This window comes from Embleya sp. NPDC005575 (assembly GCF_040605455.1).
Taxonomy (GTDB): domain Bacteria; phylum Actinomycetota; class Actinomycetes; order Streptomycetales; family Streptomycetaceae; genus Embleya.
Genome location: NZ_JBEXCV010000103.1, coordinates 16,801 through 33,388, shown reverse-complemented (window position 1 = coordinate 33,388; position 16,588 = coordinate 16,801). Strand labels below are relative to the sequence as shown.

Sequence of the window (16,588 nt, the reverse complement as noted above, 5' to 3'; positions counted from 1 at the left end):
GACCCCCCCCCCCCGGCGGCCTAGCGCGGCAACCGCCCCCCAAACCAACCACCGGCGGCGCCCCCCCGCCGGGACTCCCCCGGGGGGGGGGCGGCCCCCCCCCCCCCCCGACCAGGCCCGGACCAGGCGTTGCGGTTGTGCCATCGTGCGTGATCCCCCCTGACGAGCCCGCGGCCGAGCGCCGCGGACCGCCCATCAGGTTATGGGCACAGGTTCACTCCCACGCGGGAAACCGGCGAACCCGAGGCGTCCCGGGCGCGAACATGCGGACGGCCCCGGGGAAGGATCCCGGGGCCGTCCGCGGTCGATGCGAGCCGGTCAGGCGCTGGGCCAGACGATGCTCTGGATCTCGCTGTAGGCGGCCAGCCCGTACGAGCCGCCGTCGCGGCCGACACCGGACTGCTTGAAGCCGCCGAACGGTGCCTCCATGTTGCGACCCACGGTGTTCACCCCGACACCACCCGAGCGCAGCCGGCGCGCGATGCCGTAGGCGCGCGTGGTGTCGCCCGCGAACACGTAGGAGATCAGGCCGTAGTCCGAGTCGTTGGCGAGCCGGATCGCCTCCTCCTCGTCACCGTCGAACGGGATTACCGTGACCACCGGGCCGAAGAACTCCTCGCGCGCGATGGTCATCTCGTTGGTCGCGTCCGCGAAGAGCGTGGGCGCGACGTAGAAGCCCTTCTCGAAGTCGGGACGCTCGCCGCCGACCACCAGTCGGGCGCCCTCCTCGCGGCCCTTGGCGATCAGCGCCTCCACCCGGCCGCGCTGCACCGCCGAGATGACCGGGGTGACCTGCGTCGCCGGGTCCAGCGGGCTGCCCACCTTGAGCCCGCTCGCGTGCTCCGCGAGCCGCTCCACCAGCCGGTCGTAGATGCCGCGCTGGGCGATCACCCGGGTCGGCGCGGTGCAGATCTGGCCGGCGTAGAAGCTCCACACCGTGCCGATGCCGTGCACGGCCGCGTCCAGGTCCGCGTCGTCGAGCACGATGCACGCGCCCTTGCCACCGAGCTCCATCAGCTGGCGCTTGAACGTGCGGCCCGCGACCTCGGCGATCCGCGAGCCGATCAGCGTCGAGCCGGTGAAGCTGATCATGTCCACGTGCGGCGAGGCCACCGTCGCCTCGGAGACGTCCACCCCCGAGCCGGTGATGATGTTCAGCACGCCGGCGGGCAGCCCGGCCTCGGCCAGCGCCTCGGCCATCCGGTACACCGCCAGCGGGTCCTGCGGCGCGGGCTTGACCACGACCGTGTTGCCCATCGCCAGGGCCGGCGCGACCTTGCCCGCGGTGTTCGCCAGCGGGTTGTTGTACGACGTGATGCAGGTGACCACGCCGACCGGCTGGCGCACCTCCAGTGCGCCGAAGATGCCCGCCTTGCTCAGCGCGGTCTCCGGGGTCGCCTGCGGGTTCAGCGCGAACTCGGTCGGCTCCAGCGCGCCCTTGGCGTAGCGCTTGAAGCGCGAGTACGTGGTGCCCAACTGCATCATGCCCGCGACCGCGAGGGTCGCGCCGGTCTCGGCGGAGGCGAGTGGGACCACCTCGCCGCCCATCTTCAGGAACAGATCCGCGGCCCGGTCCAGGATGCCGGCGCGCTCCTCGGGCGTGGTCCGCGACCAGGTGCCGAACGCCTCGGCCGCCGCCGCCGCGGCCGCGTTCGCCTGCTCCACCGACGCCTCGGGCGCCAGGCCCACGACCTCCTCGGTCGCCGGGTTGATCACTTCGTAGTGACCGCGCTCCGGCTCGACCCATTCGCCGCCGATGTAGAGCTTCTGCTGCGCGCTGCTCATCGTGTCCGTCGTCTCCCCTGGTCCAGCCGCTGCCCCGGACTCCCGACGGCCCGTCGGGAATCCGACGACCCGTCAGATTCCTGTTCGCAGGGCCATTGGACCCTCTAACAGTCGTATTGCCAAGAGGGAGAGGTGGGCGGTACTGGTCACAGTCACACGATGTCATCCCGGGCGACACCGACCCCTTCGGGCGTAGTGTGGTCGGGGAACCCCGGTCCTTTTCCAAGGTCGGGGCCGTTCGCGTTGCGGAGGATCCAACCGGCCCATGAGTCTGACCGGTCTGCTAGACATCGTCGTCCAGGACCCCGCCGTCGCCGAGGCGGTGCGGGCCGCGTCCGAGGGCCGCGGTACCGCCCTCGACCTCGTCGGACCACCGGCACTGCGCCCGTTCGTGGTGGCCGCCCTCGCGGCCCGCGCGGACCGGCCGGTGCTCGCGGTCACCGCCACCACCCGCGAGTGCGAGGACTTGGTGGCCGCGCTCGGGTCGCTGCTGCCCGAGGACTCCGTCGTGGAATACCCCTCGTGGGAGACGCTGCCGCACGAGCGGCTCTCCCCGCGCTCGGACACCGTCGGGCGTCGACTCGCGGTGCTGCGCAGACTCGCGCACCCGACCTCGGGCAGCCTCGCCGACTCCGGCACCGGCACCCTCAAGGTCGTCGTCGCACCGATTCGCAGCGTGCTCCAGCCCCAGGTCAAGGGGCTCGGCGACCTGGAGCCGGTGGCCCTGACCGCCGGTCGGGACATCGCCCTCGACACCGTGGTCGACCAGCTCGCGGCCGCTGCCTACTCCCGGGTCGACCTGGTGGAGAAGCGCGGCGAGTTCGCGGTGCGCGGCGGCATCCTGGACGTCTTCCCGCCGACCGAGGAGCACCCGCTCCGGGTCGAGTTCTGGGGCGACCAGGTCGAGGAGATCCGCTGGTTCAAGGTCGCCGACCAGCGTTCCCTGGAGACCGCCGAGCACGGTCTGTGGGCACCGCCCTGCCGTGAACTGCTGCTCACCGACCAGGTGCGCGAGCGGGCCCGCGAGCTGCTCGTGGAGCACCCCGGGCTGGTCGAGATGCTCGGCCGGATCGCCGAGGGCATCGCGGTCGAGGGCATGGAGTCGCTCGCGCCCGCCCTGGTGGACGACATGGAACTGCTTCTGGACGTGCTGCCGGCCGGGAGTCACGTGCTGGTCTGCGACCCGGAGCGGGTGCGCACCCGCTCGGCGGACCTGGTGGCCACCAGTCGCGAGTTTTTGGACGCCTCCTGGGCCGCCGCGGCAGGTGGTGGGGAGAGCCCGATCGACCTGGGCGCCGCGTCGCTGTGGAGCCTGGCGGACGTACGCGAACACGCCGGCGAGATCGGCGTGCCGTGGTGGTCGCTCAGCCCGTTCAGCGCCGATGCCGACGACGCGGGCACCGAGATCGGCGCGGTCGAGGTCGAGGCCTACCGCGGCGACGCGCAGCGGGTGCTGGCCGAGATCAAGGGCCGGCTCGCCGAGGACTGGCGCGTGGTGCTGGTCACCGAAGGTCACGGCCCGGCGGCGCGCTTCGTCGAGACGTTGTCCGGCGAGGGCGTGGCCGCCCGCCTGGACGCCGACCTGGACCGAGTGCCGGACACCGGCATCGTGCACGTGACCACGGGCTGTATCGGCCACGGCTTCAGCTCCGAGCCGCTGCGCACGCTCGTGCTCACCGAGGAGGACGTCTCCGGCCAGCGCACCTCCACCAAGGACATGCGCCGGCTGCCCAGCCGGCGGCGCAACATGGTCGACCCGCTTCAGCTCAAGCCCGGCGACTTCGTCGTGCACGAGTCGCACGGCGTCGGTCGCTACGTCGAGATGCTCCAGCGCACCGTGCAGGGTGCGCAGCGCGAGTACCTGGTCCTGGAGTACGCACCGGCCAAGCGCGGCCAACCCGGGGACCGCCTGTTCGTGCCCACCGACCAGCTGGAGCAGGTGACCAAGTACGTCGGCGGCGAGAGCCCATCCCTGCACCGGCTCGGCGGTGCCGACTGGGCCAAGACCAAGGCCAAGGCGAAGAAGGCGATCAAGGAGATCGCCGGCGACCTGATCAAGCTCTACTCGGCCCGGATGGCCGCGCCCGGACACGCGTTCGGCGCGGACACCCCGTGGCAGCGCGAGCTGGAGGACGCCTTCCCCTACATCGAGACGCCCGACCAGCTCTCCTCGATCGAGGAGGTCAAGGGCGACATGGAGAAGCCGATCCCGATGGACCGGCTGATCTGCGGCGACGTCGGTTACGGCAAGACCGAGATCGCCGTGCGCGCTGCGTTCAAGGCGGTCCAGGACGGCAAGCAGGCGGCCGTCCTGGTGCCCACCACGCTGCTGGTCCAGCAACACTTCTCCACGTTCTCCGAGCGCTACGCGCAGTTCCCGGTCGTGGTGAAGTCGCTGTCCAGGTTCCAGACCGAGACCGAGGCCAAGGCGGTGCTGGAGGGTTTGCGCGAGGGCTCGATCGACATCGTGATCGGCACCCACCGGCTGTTCTCGTCCGAGACGAAGTTCAAGGACCTGGGCCTGGTCATCGTCGACGAGGAGCAGCGCTTCGGCGTCGAGCACAAGGAGCAGCTGAAGAAGCTGCGTGCGAACGTGGACGTGCTGACGATGTCCGCGACGCCGATCCCGCGCACCCTGGAGATGGCGGTCACCGGCATCCGCGAGATGTCCACGATCACCACGCCGCCCGAGGAGCGGCACCCGGTGCTCACCTTCGTGGGACCGTACGAGGAGAAGCAGATCGGCGCCGCGATCCGACGCGAACTGCTGCGCGAGGGCCAGGTCTTCTACATCCACAACCGGGTCGAGTCGATCGACCGCACGGCAGCGAAGATCCGCGAACTGGTGCCCGAGGCCCGGGTGGCGATCGCCCACGGCCAGATGCACGAGAACGCGCTCGAAAAGGTGGTCGTGGACTTCTGGGAGAAGGAGTTCGACGTCCTGGTCTGCACCACGATCGTCGAATCCGGCATCGACATCTCCAACGCGAACACGTTGATCGTCGAGCGGGCCGACAACTTCGGCCTGTCCCAGCTGCACCAGCTGCGTGGCCGGGTCGGTCGCGGGCGCGAACGCGCTTACGCGTACTTCCTGTACCCACCGGAGAAGCCGCTGACCGAGACCGCACACGAGCGGCTCGCCACCATCGCCCAGCACACCGAGATGGGCGCGGGCATGTTCGTGGCGATGAAGGACCTGGAGATCCGCGGCGCGGGCAACCTGCTCGGCGGCGAGCAGTCCGGGCACATCGCGGGCGTCGGGTTCGACCTGTACGTGCGCATGGTGGGCGAGGCGGTCAACCAGTACAAGGAACTCGCGGCCGGCGGCGAGGGCGCCGAGGAGATCTCCGAGATCCGGGTCGAGCTGCCCATCGACGCACATGTCCCGCACGACTACGTGCCCGGCGAGCGACTTCGCCTGGAGGCGTATCGGCGGATCGCGGCGATCACCTGTGAATCGCACATCGACGCGGTGCGGGCCGAACTGGTGGACCGTTACGGGCCGTTGCCGCAGCCGGTGGAGAACCTCCTGGAGGTGGCCCGATTCCGTGCGCACGTGCGCGGCGCGGGCCTGGCCGACGTCACCCTCCAGGGCAACTTCGTCCGGTTCGGGCCGGTCGACCTGCGCGAGTCGCAGCAGTTGCGGCTCCAGCGGCTCTACCCGAAGACCCTGGTCAAGACGGCCACCCAGCAGATCCTGGTGCCCAAGCCGATGACCGCCCGGATCGGCGGCCAACCGCTGCGTGACGTGGCGCTGCTGGCCTGGGCGCGCGACCTGGTGGACGCGATCCTGCTGGAGCCGATCGGCGCGGCGACGAAGTAGCGGCGGTTCCCGGGCCGGTGCGGTGTGCCGGCCCGGGAACCGAGCCGGCCCGTCCGCCGACCGGCGTGGATGATCTTGGCGAATGTGCGGACTTCGAGCGTGCCCACCCGTATCTTTGATCGTTGGTCATGGGGCGCACGCCTGCCGTGGCCGACAGTCGCACCGCCGTACAGCGCCATCGAGCCCCGGGAGTTCGTGTGAGTCGCACGTCGCGTTCCGTCCCTGTCGATCCCGCGCGCCGCAGGCGGCGATCCGCGTCCCGGGCCCGGATGGCCGCGGTGGGCCTGGTGCTGGTCACCGGTTTCGCGCTCGCCGGCTGCTCGGAGTCCAAGGCCGGTGCCGCCGCCACGGTCGGCGGGGACCGGATCGAGATCTCCACCCTGAACGCCAAGGTCGACCGGCTCGAGCAGGCGTTCTCTCGGAACAACCTGCCGCTGACCGGAACGAGCGCCCAGCTGGAGGCCAACCAGGCCGAGTTGGTGCAGCTGATCTCGCGGCGGGTGGTCGACGAGGCGGCCCGGCGCAATCACGTCACGCTGACCGCGACCCAGGTGCTCCAGGCCCGGCGCTCCCTGGAGAAGAGGTTCGGCAGCCCGGAGGCGCTCCAGGCCCGGCTGCTGCAGACGGGGGTGCTGCCCGGCGAGGTGGACGACTTCGTGCGCGCCGAGGCGCTCAAGCTGGAGATCGCCAAGGCGCGCGGGATCCAGCTCGACTCGGCCGAAGCCCAGACGCAGCTGAACGGCTACCTGAGCGACGTGGCGAGTTCGATGAAGATCACCGTGAACCCGCGGTACGGCACCTGGGACTCGGCGAAGCTGAGCACGACGCCCGCCACGTACTCGTGGCTCGCGGCGGGCACCCAGCCCGCCGTACCCGGCCTCGTGGAAGTCCCGCCCGGCACGGAGAGCGGCACCTGACCCGGACCGTAGGCTGGCCGGGTGAGTGACTCGCCTGCTTCCGCGCCGCCCGCCCGTCTCGTCCTGCTCGCCGGGACCCATCGGGTCGCACCCGGTCTGCTGAGCTGGCCCGCGTGGCACACGCTACGCGAGGCGGCCGGCACCCCGACCGGGTGCGTGTCGACCGCGGACGCCGACCACCCGCAGTTGCCGTATCTGCGCGAGGCGGGCGTCGAGGTCGAGATCGTCGACCTCGACGCGGGCCCGCGCGCGCTCGCGCGCCGGTTGCTGGAGCGGGCCCGGACCGGGCTGGTGGTGTGGCTCGCGGCCACCGACGACGACCCGGGCCTGGGCCCGGCGCTGGCACAGGCCGCGGCGGGTGGCGAGGACGCCGAGCCGATTCCGGAGATCGAACTGCTGCCCGGCGCATGGGACCTGCCCGGTGCGCGACTGCTCGACCTGGTCGCGGTCATGGACCGGCTGCGCTCACCCGGCGGTTGCCCGTGGGACGCGGAGCAGACCCACGAGTCGCTCGCGCGGTACCTGGTCGAGGAGACCTACGAGCTGGTCGACGCGATCGACTCGGGGGACCGGGAGCACCTGCGCGAGGAACTCGGTGACGTGCTGATGCAGGTGTTCTTCCACGCCCGGGTGGCCGAGGAGGACGAGGCCGACCCGTTCTCGATCGACGACGTGGCCGGCGGCATCGTGGACAAGCTGATCAGCCGCCACCCACACGTTTTCGCGGACGTGCAAGCGGACACGCCCGAGGCGGTCGAGGCCAACTGGGACGCGCTCAAGGCGGCGGAGAAGAGCGATCGGGCCTCGGCGCTGGACGGCATCGCGATGAGTCAGCCGGCACTGGCGCTGGCCGCGAAGCATTTGTCCCGCACCCGCAAGGCGGGGCTGACCGTGCCCACACCCGTGCTGCCGACGGCCTTCGAGAAGGACGACTACGCCGGCCCCGAGGCGATCGGCGACCTGCTGCTCGCCGTCACCGAACTGGCCGCCCGCCAGGGCGTCGACGCCGAGACCGCGCTGCGCGCCGCGACCCTGCGCCACGGCGACCGAGTGCGCGAGGTCGAAGGACGCTAGCCGAACGCACGAGGGCCCGGAACCGATCGGTTCCGGGCCCTCGTCGCGTCAATCGATCACACGCGACGGAAGATCAGCGCGCGCTTGACTTCCTGGATCGCCTTGGTGACCTCGATGCCACGCGGGCACGCCTCGGTGCAGTTGAAGGTCGTGCGGCAGCGCCACACGCCCTCCTTCTCGTTGAGGATCTCAAGACGCTCCTCGGCGCCCTCGTCCCGCGAGTCGAAGATGAACCGGTGCGCGTTGACGATCGCGGCCGGGCCGAAGTACTGCCCGTCGCTCCAGAACACCGGGCACGACGTGGTGCACGCCGCGCACAGGATGCACTTGGTGGTGTCGTCGAAACGCTCGCGATCCTCCGGCGACTGCAGACGCTCGCGCGTCGGCTCGTTGCCCGACGTGATCAGGAACGGCATCACGTCCTTGTACGCCTGCATGAACGGATCCATGTCGACGACGAGGTCCTTCTCCAGCTTCAGGCCCTTGATCGCCTCGACCGTGATCGGCTTGGCCATGTCCAAGTCCTTGACCAGGGTCTTGCAGGCCAGCCGGTTGCGGCCGTTGATCCGCATCGCGTCCGAGCCGCAGATGCCGTGCGCGCACGAGCGACGGAAGGTCAGCGAACCGTCCTGCTCCGCCTTGATCTTCATCATCGCGGTCAGGATGCGCTCGGTCGGGTCGGCCTCGACCTTGAAGTCCTGCCAGTACGGCTCCGCGTCGGTCTCCGGGTTGAACCGGCGAATCCGCAGCGTGATCGTGATCAGGGTGTGGTCACGCTCGGCGGCCGTGGCTCCGTGCCCCTTGCCGGGCGCGGTCTCTTCCACTACGGCAGTCATCAGTACTTACGCTCCATCGGCTGGTAGCGGGTGACCACGACCGGCTTGTAGCCCAGGCGGATCGAGTGCTCGCCCTTCGCGTCGACCTCGCGGTACGCCATCGTGTGCTTCATGTAGTTCTCGTCGTCGCGCGCCTGGAAGTCCTCGCGGGCGTGCCCGCCGCGGGACTCCTTGCGGTTTTGCGCGCCGACCACCAGGACCTCGGCGAGGTCGAGCAGGAAGCCCAGCTCGATCGCCTCGAGCAGGTCGGTGTTGTACCGCTTGCCCTTGTCCTGGATGGAGACGTCCAGGTAGCGCTTCTGCAGGCCCTTGATGTCGGAGAGCGCCTGCTTGAGCGTCTCCTCGGTGCGGTAGACGCCCGCGTTGGCGTCCATCGTCTCCTGCATCTCGGCGCGGATCGCGCCGACCCGCTCGGTGCCCGCGCTGTCGCGCAGCCGCTCGATCATCTCGACCACGGTGGCCTCGGGGGCCTCCGGCAGCTCGACGAAGTCGTGCGACGTGGCGTACTGGGCGGCGGCGATGCCGGCGCGCCGACCGAACACGTTGATGTCGAGCAGCGAGTTGGTGCCCAGCCGGTTGGAGCCGTGCACGGACACGCAGGCGACCTCGCCGGCCGCGTACAGACCGGGCACCACCGTGGTGTTGTCCGAGAGCACCTCGGCCTCGACGTTGGTCGGGATGCCGCCCATCGCGTAGTGCGCGGTGGGGTACACCGGGACCAGCTCGGTGGTCGGCTCGACGCCCAGGTAGGTGCGCGCGAACTCGGTGATGTCGGGCAGCTTCTCCTCGATCTGCTCCGCCGGCAGGTGGGTCAGGTCGAGGTAGACGTAGTCCTTGTTCGGGCCCGCACCACGGCCTTCGAGCACCTCCAGGACCATCGAGCGCGCGACGATGTCACGCGGCGCGAGGTCCTTGATGGTCGGCGCGTAGCGCTCCATGAAGCGCTCGCCGCCCGCGTTGCGCAGGATGCCGCCCTCACCGCGGGCGCCCTCGGTGAGCAGGATGCCCAGGCCCGCGAGACCGGTCGGGTGGAACTGGTAGAACTCCATGTCCTCCAGCGGCAGCCCCCGGCGCCACGCGATGCCCATGCCGTCGCCGGTGAGGGTGTGCGCGTTCGAGGTGGTCTTGAAGACCTTGCCGAAGCCGCCGGTCGCGAAGATCACCGACTTGGCCTGGAAGACGTGGATCTCGCCGGTGGCCAGCTCGTAGGCGACGACGCCCGAGGTGGTCTTGTTGCCCGCCTCGTCCTCGGCCAGGAGCAGATCGAGCACGTAGAACTCGTTGTAGAACTCGACGTTCTGCTTGACGCAGTTCTGGAACAGCGTCTGCAGGATCATGTGGCCGGTGCGGTCCGCCGCGTAGCAGGAGCGGCGCACGGCCGCCTTGCCGTGGTCGCGGGTGTGTCCACCGAAGCGGCGCTGGTCGATCCGGCCTTCGGGCGTCCGGGAGAAGGGGAGGCCCATCTTCTCCAGGTCCAGGACGGCGTCGATCGCCTCCTTGCACATGATCTCCGCGGCGTCCTGGTCGGTGAGGTAGTCACCACCCTTGACCGTGTCGAACGTGTGCCACTCCCAGTTGTCCTCCTCGACGTTCGCGAGGGCGGCACACATGCCGCCCTGTGCGGCGCCGGTGTGCGAACGCGTGGGGTACAGCTTGGTCAGTACGGCGGTACGGCTGCGCTTGCTCGACTCCAGGGCCGCGCGCATGCCGGCGCCGCCCGCGCCGACGATGACGGTGTCGTACTTGTGGGTCTGCATGATGCTCGTTCAGTCCTCGGGTACTGGTCAGCTGCCGATGTTCGGGTCGAAGGTGAAGATCACCAAGGTCCCCAGGAAAAGCACGATCAGCGCGGACGTGTAGAGCAGCGCCTTGAGCCAGAACCGGGTCTGGTCCCGCTCCGCGTAGTCGTTGATGATCGTGCGCAGACCGTTGACACCGTGCAGCTCGGCGAGCCAGAGCATGATGAGGTCCCACGACTGCCAGAACGGCGAGGACCAGCGGCCCGCGACGAAGGCGAAGCCGATCTTGGACACACCGCCGTCCAGGACGAGCTGAATGATCAGGTGGCCGATGACCAGGACGACCAGGAGCACGCCCGACAGCCGCATGAACAGCCAGCCGTAGAGCTCGAAGTTGGTCTTGGTCGAACGCGGTGAACGCTTGCTGCGCGGAGACTCGATCGACGGACCGCCGCCGTGGATCTTGGGCGCGTTTTCGATGGTGGCGGCTGACGTATTGCTGAAAGACATGTCAGCTCCCGAAGATGGTCTTGATCGAGTGCTGCAGGATCGGGTAGGCACTCCCGGCCATCAGCACGACCCAGACACCGACGACAGTCCAGAGCATCTGCTTCTGGTAGCGCGGGCCCTTCTCCCAGAAGTCCACCGCGATGATCCGCAGACCATTGAGTGCGTGGAACAGGATGGCCGCGACGAGCCCGTACTCGAGCAGGTTGACGAACGGGTTCTTGTAGATGTCGATCGTCTGGTCGTACGCCTCGGGAGATACGCGAACGAGTGCGGTGTCGAGGACGTGCGCGAACAGGAAGAAGAAGATGAGGACGCCGGTGACTCGATGAGCCACCCAGGACCACATGCCTTCCCGGCCGCGGTAGAGCGTTCCAGCCGGCACGGAAACTACCCTCCGGGTGCGGTACAAGGGGGACGCGGCCGGCTGGGAGGGTGTCCGCATTCCGTGTCGGACCCTCTGGTTGTCGGTCGGCCCGGCCGGGTATCGGTCGCCCGGCCCCGGCCATGGTAGCCACCGATGAGGGGGCCCCTTGTGGCAGGGCGCGCGATGTGATCCATTCCGCATGACGGAGTGGAACCATCCGGGTGAGCCGGACGTCACGCGTCACGAATTGCTGACGCCCCGTCAGCACTCGTCCGGGTGAAAGCGCCACGCTTGTGGACGAAAGATCGGGGCAGGTGCGAAGGCCCAGGTCACAGAGGTGACCGACGGGTAGGGCCGGCATCACATCGGGAGTGCGTATTCATCCGCCCCGTCGGTCCCTACGATGCGACCCATGACGGAGGCTACTGTCGATGGCGGCACGTCTACCGGATCCACCTTCGCGAGCCAATTTCCGCAGCCCACGCGGGAACAATGGCAGCGCCTCGTGGCCGGCGTGCTCCGCAAATCGAAGGTGCTGGGCGAGAACGACGCGCCCGAGCACCCCGAAGACCTGCTGGCGACCACTACCTACGACGGCATCAAGCTGTCCCCGCTGTACACGGAGGCGGCCGCCCGGCCGGGCGTACCCGGGCTGAGCCCGTTCGTCCGGGGCTCGCGCGCGGCCGGACACGCCGCGGACGGTTGGGACGTGCGCCAGTTGCACGCCGACTCCGACCCGGCTCGGGCCAACGAGAGCGTGCTCGCCGATCTGGAGAACGGGGTCACTTCCGTCTTCCTTCAGGTGGGTGACGGCGCGCTGGCGCCGGTCGACCTGGCCCGCGCGCTCGACGGTGTGCTGCTCGACCTGGCGCCGGTGGCCCTGACCACAGGCGCCGACTTCGTTTCGGCCGCCGACGCGCTGCTCGCCGTGTTCCGCGCGAGCGGCGTCGCTCCCGGCGAACCGCGCGGCAACACGGGTGCCGACCCGATCTCGCACCACGCGCGCACCGGTGCGGGCGCCGACGTGGCCGCAGCCGCCGAGCTCGCGGCCCGGGTGCACGCGGAATTCGCGGGCCTGCAGGCCATCGCCGTGGACGGGCAGCCGTACCACGAGGCGGGGGGCTCGGAGGGCCAGGAACTGGGCGCGGCCACCGCCGCCGGCGTCGCGTACCTGCGCGCGCTGACCGATGCCGGACTCGACGTGGACACCGCGCTGGGACTGCTCGAGTTCCGCTTCGCGGCCACCGCCGAGCAGTTCCCGACCATCGCCAAGCTGCGCGCGGCCCGCCGGTTGTGGGCCCGGGTCGCCCAGGCCTCCGGTGCCTCCGCGTCGGCCGGTGCCCAGCGCCAGCACGCGCTGACCTCGTGGGCGATGACCACCCGGCGCGATCCGTGGGTCAACATGCTGCGCACCACGGTCGCGTCCTTCGCGGCCGGCGTCGGTGGCGCCGACGCGGTCACCGTTCGCGCCTTCGACGCCGCGATCGGCCTGTCCGACCCGTTCTCCCGGCGGATAGCCCGCAACACGCAGGCGCTGCTCCTGGAGGAGTCGCACCTCGCGCAGGTGATCGACCCGGCCGGCGGCTCGTGGTTCGTCGAACAGCTCACCGACGACCTCGCGCGCACCGGCTGGGCGTTCTTCCAGGAGATCGAGCGGCGCGGCGGGATCGTCGCGGTGCTCGACTCGGGATGGCTCGCCGGGCAACTGGCCGAGGTGCGGGCCAAGCGCGACAAGGACATCGCCGACCGCACCGACCCGATCACCGGCGTCAGCGAGTTCCCCAACCTGACCGAGGTGCCGGTCGTGCGCGAAAGCGCGCCCGACGTCCCGGTCTCCGCCGCCGGGCTGCCCCGGGTGCGCTATGCCGAGGCGTACGAGTCGCTGCGCGACCGTTCGGACGCGCTGCTCGCCGCGTCCGGTGCGCGCCCGAGCGTGTTCCTGGCCACACTGGGCCCGCTCGCGCAGTACACCGCGCGGGCCGGCTTCGCCGGCAACCTGTTCGCCGCCGGCGGCATCGCCGCCGTCGAAGCGGGCATCACCGCGGTGGACGAGGGCGCGGTCGAGCAGGTCCTGGACCGGTGGACGGCGGCCGACCGGCCGGCGACCGTCGTGCTGACCTCCTCGGAGAAGCTGTACGCGACCCTGGCGGCGCCCGTCGCCGCCGCGCTGCGCGAGGCCGGCGCCCGCCGGATCCTGATCGCGGGCCAAAACGGGCACGGAGCCGACCCGGACGGGTACGTGTACACCGGGTGCGACGCGCTCGCCGTCCTGCACGCCACCTACGACACCGTGGCGGATTCCCCGGAGGGGGCGAAATGAGCATTCCCGACTTCACCCAGGTCGAGCTCGACGCGCCCGCGTCCGGTGACCTCGACGCGTGGCGGGACGCCGTGCGCGAGGAGACCGGCAAGGACGCGGACGCACTCACGCACGACACTCCCGAGGGCATCCCGCTCAAGGCGCTGTACACCGAGGAGGACCTGGAGGGGCTCGACTTCCTGGGCACCTACCCGGGCATCACGCCGTTCCTGCGCGGTCCGTACCCGACGATGTACGTCAACCAGCCGTGGACGATCCGCCAGTACGCGGGCTTCTCCACCGCGGAGGAGTCGAACGCCTTCTACCGGCGCAACCTGGCGGCCGGCCAGAAGGGTCTGTCGATCGCATTCGACCTGGCCACTCACCGCGGCTACGACTCGGACCACCCGCGGGTGACCGGCGACGTGGGCATGGCGGGTGTCGCGATCGACTCGATCTACGACATGCGCCAGCTCTTCGACGGCATCCCGCTGGACAGGATGTCCGTCTCGATGACGATGAACGGCGCGGTGCTGCCGGTGCTGGCGCTCTACATCGTCGCGGCGGAGGAGCAGGGGGTGGCACCGGAACACCTGACGGGGACGATCCAAAACGACGTCCTCAAGGAGTTCATGGTCCGCAACACCTACATCTATCCGCCCAAGCCCTCGATGTCGATCATCTCCGACATCTTCGCGTACACCTCGCAGAAGATGCCGAAGTTCAACTCGATCTCGATCTCCGGCTATCACATCCAGGAGGCCGGGGCCACGGCCGACCTGGAGCTGGCGTACACGCTCGCGGACGGCATCGAGTACCTGCGCGCCGGCGTCGCGGCGGGCCTGGACATCGACGCGTTCGCGCCGCGCCTGTCGTTCTTCTGGGCGATCGGGATGAACTTCTTCATGGAGGTCGCCAAGCTGCGTGCCGCGCGCCTGCTGTGGGCCGACATCGTGAAGTCGTTCGGCGCGAAGAACCCCAAGTCCTTCTCGTTGCGCACGCACTCGCAGACCTCGGGCTGGTCGCTGACCGCGCAGGACGTGTTCAACAACGTGGTGCGCACCTGCCTGGAGGCGATGGCCTCGACCCAGGGGCACACCCAGTCGCTGCACACCAACGCGCTGGACGAGGCGCTCGCACTGCCGACCGACTTCTCCGCCCGGATCGCGCGCAACACCCAGCTGCTGCTCCAGCAGGAGTCGGGCACGTGCGACGTGATCGACCCGTGGGGTGGCTCGGCCTACATCGAGCGGCTCACCCACGACCTCGCGGTGCGCGCCCGCGAGCACATCGCCGAGGCGGAGCGGGCCGGCGGCATGGCGTCGGCGATCGCCGAGGGCCTGCCCAAGCTGCGGATCGAGGAGGCGGCGGCGCGGACCCAGGCCCGGATCGACTCGGGCCGGCAGTCGGTGATCGGCGTGAACAAGTACCTGGTCGCCAGCGATGAGGCGATCGACGTGCTCAAGATCGACAACAAGGCGGTCCGCGAGGGCCAGTTGCACAAGCTGCGCAGGTTGCGCGAGGAGCGCGACGACGACGCGGTGCGTCGTGCGCTGGCCGCGCTGTCCGGTGCGGCGCAGGCCGACGTCGAGGGCACCCGGCCGCGCGACCTGGAGCACAACCTGCTCGCACTCGCCGTGGACGCCGCGCGGGCCAAGGCCACCGTCGGCGAGATCTCCGACGCGCTGGAGTCGGCGTACGGGCGTCACCAGGCGCAGATCCGCACGTTGACCGGGGTCTACCGGGAAGAGGTGGGCATGTCGCCGAACGTGGAGACGGCCCGCTCGCTGGTCGCCCGGTTCGAGGAGTTGGAGGGTCGCCGGCCGCGCATCCTGGTGGCCAAGATGGGCCAGGACGGTCACGACCGGGGGCAGAAAGTGATCGCCACCGCGTTTGCCGACCTCGGCTTCGACGTGGACGTGGGCGCGCTGTTCCAGACGCCGGGCGAGGTGGCCCGGCAGGCGGTCGAGGCGGATGTGCACGTGGTCGGCGTGTCCTCGCTCGCGGCCGGTCACCTCACGCTGGTCCCGGCGCTGCGGCAGGAGCTCGCGGCGCTGGACGCCGAGGAGATCATGGTCGTGGTCGGTGGGGTGATCCCGCCCGCCGACGTGCAGCCGCTGCTCGACATGGGCGCCACGGCGGTCTTCCCGCCCGGCACGGTGATCGCGGATGCCGCGGTGGACCTGCTCAAGGGCCTGTACAAGCAGTTGGACCACGAGCTGCCGGTCGACTGATGGCACGCGTGATCGACGTCGGCGCGTACGCCGAAGGCGTGCTCGCGGGCAACCGGACGATCCTGGCCCGGGCGGTCACGCTGGTGGAGTCCACCCGGGCCGACCATCGCGACCTCGCGCAGGAGTTGCTGGTCAAGCTGCTGCCGCACGCCGGCGGTGCCCACCGGGTGGGCATCACCGGCGTGCCCGGTGTGGGCAAGTCCACCTTCATCGAGACGCTGGGCACCCGGCTGACCGGCGAGGGGCACCGGGTGGCGGTGCTCGCGGTGGACCCGTCATCCTCCCGGCACGGCGGCAGCATCCTGGGCGACAAGACCCGGATGGGTCGGCTCGCCGTGGACGACAACGCCTTCGTCCGTCCCTCGCCGACCGCCGGCACGCTGGGCGGCGTGGCGCGGGCCACCCGCGAGTCGATCGTGCTGATGGAGGCGGCCGGCCACGACGTGGTGCTGGTGGAGACGGTCGGCGTGGGCCAGTCCGAGACGACCGTGGCGAACATGGTCGACTGCTTCCTGTTTTTGACCCTCGCGCGCACCGGCGACCAGCTCCAGGGCATCAAGAAGGGTGTCCTGGAGCTGGCCGACGTGGTCGCGGTGAACAAGGCGGACGGCGAGTACGCGCTCGCGGCCCGCCGGGCGGCCCGCGAACTGGCGGGCGCGCTGCGGCTGATGCGCCGTGCGGGGGAGTCGTGGACGACGCCGGTACTGACCTGCTCCGGCCTGTCCGGGGATGGCCTGGACGAGGTCTGGGACACCATCCTCAAGCATCGGCGGACCCTGGAGGCGACCGGCGAGTTGGCCGAGCTTCGACGCCGACAGCAGGTCGACTGGACATGGGCGACGGTGCACGACTCGCTCCTGGCGCAGCTGCACGGGCACCCCGCGGTGCGGGCCATCGTGCCCGACCTCGAACGCGACGTCCGGGACGGCAATCTCACCGCGACGCTTGCCGCGTCTCGCATCCTGGACGCGTTCCATGGGCGGCAAGGGGAGTCCTGATCAATCGCA

Annotated in this window: 11 protein-coding genes; 6 read left to right on the top strand and 5 right to left on the bottom strand. The window is 70.3% G+C overall.

Going from position 1 to position 16,588, the window contains the following annotated elements; genetic code table 11:
* Positions 1-318: 318 nt before the first annotated feature.
* Complete coding sequence (locus ABZS54_RS28735) at positions 319-1,785, bottom strand: aldehyde dehydrogenase family protein (protein WP_355542221.1); 1,467 nt, start codon at positions 1,783-1,785, stop codon at positions 319-321.
* A 265-nt stretch (positions 1,786-2,050) separates the two neighbouring features.
* On the opposite strand from ABZS54_RS28735, the gene mfd reads away from it, so the two are divergent.
* From mfd to ABZS54_RS28720, 3 genes are all read left to right on the top strand, one after another.
* On the top strand, positions 2,051-5,608 hold the full coding sequence (gene mfd / locus ABZS54_RS28730) for a transcription-repair coupling factor (protein ID WP_355542218.1): 3,558 nt from the start codon (positions 2,051-2,053) through the stop codon (positions 5,606-5,608).
* A 197-nt stretch (positions 5,609-5,805) separates the two neighbouring features.
* The gene (locus ABZS54_RS28725) at positions 5,806-6,525 is read left to right on the top strand and encodes a SurA N-terminal domain-containing protein (protein ID WP_355542215.1); all 720 of its coding nucleotides are present in this window, start codon (positions 5,806-5,808) and stop codon (positions 6,523-6,525) included.
* 21 nt (positions 6,526-6,546) lie between these two features.
* Positions 6,547-7,599 carry a MazG family protein gene (locus tag ABZS54_RS28720; RefSeq protein ID WP_355542212.1) on the top strand — a complete coding sequence of 351 codons (1,053 nt, stop codon included), beginning with the start codon at positions 6,547-6,549 and terminating at the stop codon, positions 7,597-7,599.
* A 56-nt stretch (positions 7,600-7,655) separates the two neighbouring features.
* Here the strand turns inward: ABZS54_RS28720 and ABZS54_RS28715 are convergent, their stop codons facing one another.
* The 4 genes from ABZS54_RS28715 to sdhC are packed head-to-tail and all read right to left on the bottom strand — an operon-like array spanning position 7,656 to position 11,066.
* Positions 7,656-8,438: a succinate dehydrogenase iron-sulfur subunit gene (locus ABZS54_RS28715; RefSeq protein ID WP_026219069.1), complete on the bottom strand. Its 783-nt coding sequence runs from the start codon at positions 8,436-8,438 to the stop codon at positions 7,656-7,658.
* On the bottom strand, positions 8,435-10,192 hold the full coding sequence (gene sdhA / locus ABZS54_RS28710; RefSeq protein ID WP_355542209.1) for a succinate dehydrogenase flavoprotein subunit: 1,758 nt from the start codon (positions 10,190-10,192) through the stop codon (positions 8,435-8,437). Before sdhA ends, ABZS54_RS28715 begins: the two co-directional genes overlap by 4 nt.
* Before the next feature lie 27 nt (positions 10,193-10,219).
* Positions 10,220-10,684, bottom strand: a complete 465-nt coding sequence (locus ABZS54_RS28705) for a succinate dehydrogenase hydrophobic membrane anchor subunit (protein WP_355542207.1) — start codon at positions 10,682-10,684, stop codon at positions 10,220-10,222.
* A gap of 1 nt (position 10,685) precedes the next feature.
* Complete coding sequence (gene sdhC / locus ABZS54_RS28700) at positions 10,686-11,066, bottom strand: succinate dehydrogenase, cytochrome b556 subunit (protein ID WP_355542205.1); 381 nt, start codon at positions 11,064-11,066, stop codon at positions 10,686-10,688.
* Between the two features lie 394 nt (positions 11,067-11,460).
* Here sdhC and ABZS54_RS28695 point away from each other — a divergent pair, with 394 nt between their 5' ends.
* The 3 genes from ABZS54_RS28695 to meaB are packed head-to-tail and all read left to right on the top strand — an operon-like array spanning position 11,461 to position 16,579.
* Positions 11,461-13,368, top strand: a complete 1,908-nt coding sequence (locus ABZS54_RS28695; RefSeq protein WP_355542202.1) for a methylmalonyl-CoA mutase family protein — start codon at positions 11,461-11,463, stop codon at positions 13,366-13,368.
* Complete coding sequence (scpA, locus tag ABZS54_RS28690) at positions 13,365-15,581, top strand: methylmalonyl-CoA mutase (RefSeq protein ID WP_355542200.1); 2,217 nt, start codon at positions 13,365-13,367, stop codon at positions 15,579-15,581. The genes ABZS54_RS28695 and scpA overlap by 4 nt, the downstream gene beginning before the upstream one ends.
* Complete coding sequence (meaB, locus tag ABZS54_RS28685; protein ID WP_355542197.1) at positions 15,581-16,579, top strand: methylmalonyl Co-A mutase-associated GTPase MeaB; 999 nt, start codon at positions 15,581-15,583, stop codon at positions 16,577-16,579. Before scpA ends, meaB begins: the two co-directional genes overlap by 1 nt.
* Positions 16,580-16,588: the final 9 nt, after the last annotated feature.

Coding starts and splice junctions, on each gene's coding strand:
- ABZS54_RS28735 (WP_355542221.1), bottom strand. CDS start 1,785: ATGAGCAGCGCGCAGCAGAAGCTCTACATCGGCGGCGAATGGGTCGAG.
- mfd (WP_355542218.1), top strand. CDS start 2,051: ATGAGTCTGACCGGTCTGCTAGACATCGTCGTCCAGGACCCCGCCGTC.
- sdhA (WP_355542209.1), bottom strand. CDS start 10,192: ATGCAGACCCACAAGTACGACACCGTCATCGTCGGCGCGGGCGGCGCC.
- ABZS54_RS28705 (WP_355542207.1), bottom strand. CDS start 10,684: ATGTCTTTCAGCAATACGTCAGCCGCCACCATCGAAAACGCGCCCAAG.
- ABZS54_RS28695 (WP_355542202.1), top strand. CDS start 11,461: ATGACGGAGGCTACTGTCGATGGCGGCACGTCTACCGGATCCACCTTC.
- scpA (WP_355542200.1), top strand. CDS start 13,365: ATGAGCATTCCCGACTTCACCCAGGTCGAGCTCGACGCGCCCGCGTCC.
- meaB (WP_355542197.1), top strand. CDS start 15,581: ATGGCACGCGTGATCGACGTCGGCGCGTACGCCGAAGGCGTGCTCGCG.